The organism is Vicinamibacteria bacterium (assembly GCA_035620555.1).
Taxonomy (GTDB): domain Bacteria; phylum Acidobacteriota; class Vicinamibacteria; order Marinacidobacterales; family SMYC01; genus DASPGQ01.
The window spans coordinates 1-3,456 of the sequence record DASPGQ010000726.1 but is presented as its reverse complement, the minus strand read 5'-3'; the positions used below and the strand labels follow the sequence as shown (position 1 = coordinate 3,456).

2 protein-coding genes are annotated in these 3,456 nt (G+C 64.6%); both read left to right on the top strand.

Annotated elements, in window-relative coordinates; genetic code table 11:
• Positions 1–107 precede the first annotated feature (107 nt).
• On the top strand, positions 108–1,985 hold the full coding sequence (locus VEK15_29315; GenBank protein HXV64833.1) for a hypothetical protein: 1,878 nt from the start codon (positions 108–110) through the stop codon (positions 1,983–1,985).
• Between the two features lie 145 nt (positions 1,986–2,130).
• On the top strand, positions 2,131–3,456 hold a 1,326-nt coding region (locus VEK15_29310; protein HXV64832.1), incomplete at its 3' end, for a glycosyltransferase family 39 protein.

The following is a 3,456-nucleotide window of genomic DNA, read 5'->3' as shown; positions in this document are numbered from 1 at the left end:
TCTGTTCGAAGTCTAACTTCGGACGCAACCAAATGTCAACCTTGGCCACATGGCGTCGAAACGGCTGATGGAGCCGGCCGCGGGGAAGAGCGTAGAATGTCCCCCCGATGGAAGCCCGCGAGCCGGCGAGCCGAAGAGTCGAGCTCGTGGCCGCCGCGATTCTGTTTCTCACCGGCATCGTCGTGGGTGGGTTTGGCGTCCAGAACGAGACGGTCACCTTCCGGCTCGGTCCCAACGATCACCGTTTCATCCAGGCATTCGCATCGCACTACGAGCTCGAAGATGGCGACGCCACCCGCTGGACCACCTATCACTCTCGCGTCGTGCTCCCGCTCGCGATCGAGGGGGGGCCGGTCGAGGTCTTTTACCGTTTCGCTCGCGTCTTCGGTGAGACGGCCCAGGTCGAGGTCACGCTCGATGGAAGGATCATCGATCGCTTCGAAGCGCGGGGAGGCGCCTTCGAGACCCGAAGCGTGCGCCTTCCCGTCGTCGCCGCGACACCAGTGGACATTGGCTTCGACATCGACTCGCACGAGCGCCGAAACCTCGGGCTGAAGCTCGACGCCATCTCCATCGGTGTCGGACCACAGGGGCGGATACGGCTTCACGGCGTCGTCCGCTGGCTTCCCGCGGTGCTCACCGTTTTTCTGTTCGCGCTCTTTCGTTGGGGCGGGCTGAGACTCGGGCTCGCTTTCGCTCTCGGGCTCGGCTTCGTTGCGCTCGTCGTCGTCGCCGCCGAGGCCGACGTCTACGCCCTCGCCTATGCCCTCACTCATCTGGCGGCGCCACTGCTAGTGCTTTCGGCGGGAGCTACGCTCACCCTTCGCCGTCGACCCCTCGGCTCCTGGGTCGTGCCGATTTTCGTTTTCGGGTACCTGCTGCGAGGTGGGGGACTCTTTCATCCCTCCACCTTCTATCCCGACGTCGCCAACGCGCGGGACTACGTCGAGGCGTTTCGCGAGACGGAAGGGAGTCTCGCCGAACGCGGCGTCGAAACGCAGGAGAGGACGAACGTGGGCTACCCGCGCACGGTTGCGGGTAAGGACTATGCCTTCCCCTACTCGCCTCTCTACTTTCTTCCATTCGGTCTCGCCGGAGCCCCCGGAGCCATCGAGGACGCGGTGCGGCACGCGGGACTGGCCGCTTCCGTACTCGAGGTGCTCCCGCTCTTCTGGCTCGTCTCTGCGGTTCTTTCGCCCCGTGCCGGTGTCCTCGCCTCGCTCGTTTGGATGATGCTTCCCGCGCTCTTCAGCCGGCTCCTTCTGGCGCTTCACGCTACCTTGGTCGGAAACCTCCTCGACACGCTCGTCATCGTGGCGATTCTGGCTCTCAGCCACGAGCCCCGAAGCCTTCGTCGGCTTGCAGCGGTCTTCGGGACGATGCTCGCGAGCCTCCTCGTGTACACGTCGAGCCTCATCTCGGTGAGCGCGTTCGTCGTCGTCTTTTCGATGCTCGAACGGAAGCTGGCGCTACGGCTCGTCGGCGTTTTGGCGATTACGGGCCTCATCACCGTCTCCTGGCTCTACTGGCCCTTTCTGGTCGCGTTTCTCACCGAGATCGTGCCAGCCGTCGCAAGCGGCCGTCCCGGCGTTGGAGAGGGAAGCGGTGCCGAGCCCGTACGGCTCGCGGTGTCGCGCATCCCGTTGTTCTACGGCTATGGGTATCCCGTGCTCTCGATTCTGGGTTTGCTAGTGGCACGCCGGCGCGCCGATAGGCAGGGCTTTCGAATTCTCGCCGCCTGGGGGCTCTCTTTCTTGTTGATGGTCTCGCTCCGGGCCTTCGGCGCGGGACTCTTTCGGGACATCAAGGAGATCGTCTTCGTCGCGCCGCTCGTCGCCATTCTGACGGGCGCAAGCCTCGACGAGATGGCCGGCCGTGGCCGGTGGGGAACGTTCGCCGCCGCAGCGTCGGTCCTGGCGCTCCTCCTCTTCGGACTTTCACGCTACCAGGGCTACCTCGCGAGCTTCGGCATGCCTGCCTGGTAACCCGCGACACGGGTTGACTCGGTCGATCCCGGATGGATAGAGTACCGCTGCTCTGCACGCCTTCGCAGTCAGCCGGATCCACCTTCTGCTTTTCAGCATCGTCCTGATTCTCGTCGGAGTAGCCCTGCGTCCGCATGGCGTCGACGTGCGAGTCGTTCCCCGGATAGGGTCACCGGTTCCGTTCTGGCAGGGCTCGCTGGCCACGCCCTCTGTTGGCGATGGGGGTTTCTTCGTTCAGAAGATCATCAACGAGTATCGGTCGCCGCCACGGCCGTTCCCCGATCGCATGCCGCCCTTCCGGGTGCGTTTCGATATGCATCTGATCGCTCGAGACCACGGGACCTATGGCTTCGAGCTCGACTCGCCCTGGGATGGAGCCCTGGACGTGGACGGCAACCGCGTCTTCGGCTCCGGTCCCATGGCCCCTGGCGGTGGGCACGAGGGGGAGATCGTGTTGACGGCGGGGGTGCACGCCGTAACGCTTCAGGTTCAGCCCGCGGGGGATCCCGAGCGTCCGATCCGCCTCCTGTGGAAAGAACCGACAAAAAAGCTCCGCCCGGTGGCCGCCGCCGACGTCACGGATCCGACCGACCCCCGAACCCACGCGTTGAGAACCCGCCTCGCCAAACCAATCGCATGGGTCGGGGCGCTCCTCTCTTCTTTCCTGGTCGTCGCCTGGGTCTCGCGGGTCAAGGGCGACTCGACCCGCGACGTAGCCTTGGCGGCGTCGGTCGTGGTGGCGGTGGGTTTTCTCGCCCGGGCCGCCAATTTCGACTCTTATCCGAGAACGGACCTCGATGAGACCCATAACGCCTGGGCGGGCTTCAATCTCCTGCACGAAGGGCACCCTCGCAGCTGGGGCTGGCATCCCATTTACCGGAGCACTCGAGTCTCGTGGTTCTCCTATGACTATCCGATCGTGCCCGACGCCTTCGATCACACCCCGTTGTTGCCGGTGCTCGTCGGGATCGAGGCCACCGTGCTCGGTGCCCGTACGATGTTCGATTGCGTGCTGCCACGGATCCGCCCGCTCATGGTGCTGGTAGGGACATTGAGCGTCGCGGCTCTGTTCTTCCTCGGCCGCGAGCTGTTCGGCTTTCACATCGCCTTCGTGGCGGGAATCTTGATGGCCTGCTCGCCGCTCGTCGTATTCAATAGCCGCCTCGTCAAAGAGGACGGCCTCGTGCAGCTCTTCTTGCTCCTTTCGGTCTTCGCCTACGCTCGGGGCGGACGAAGCGCGCGCGTCTCGTCGCACTGGCTCACGGGAATCTGGTCGGGGCTCGCCGCTTTTTCCAAGGTCATGGGTGTTTCGATAGGGTTCGGGCTCGCCGCCGTGGCCCTCGCCCATCACCGCCGAGTGGCACCCGCGGCGCGGATATTGATGGCGACCCTCGTTCTTGCCGCGCTCTATCCTCTGTACGGGATAGCTCTGGATTCCGAAACGTTTCGGGCGCTGACCACGTATCTCTCG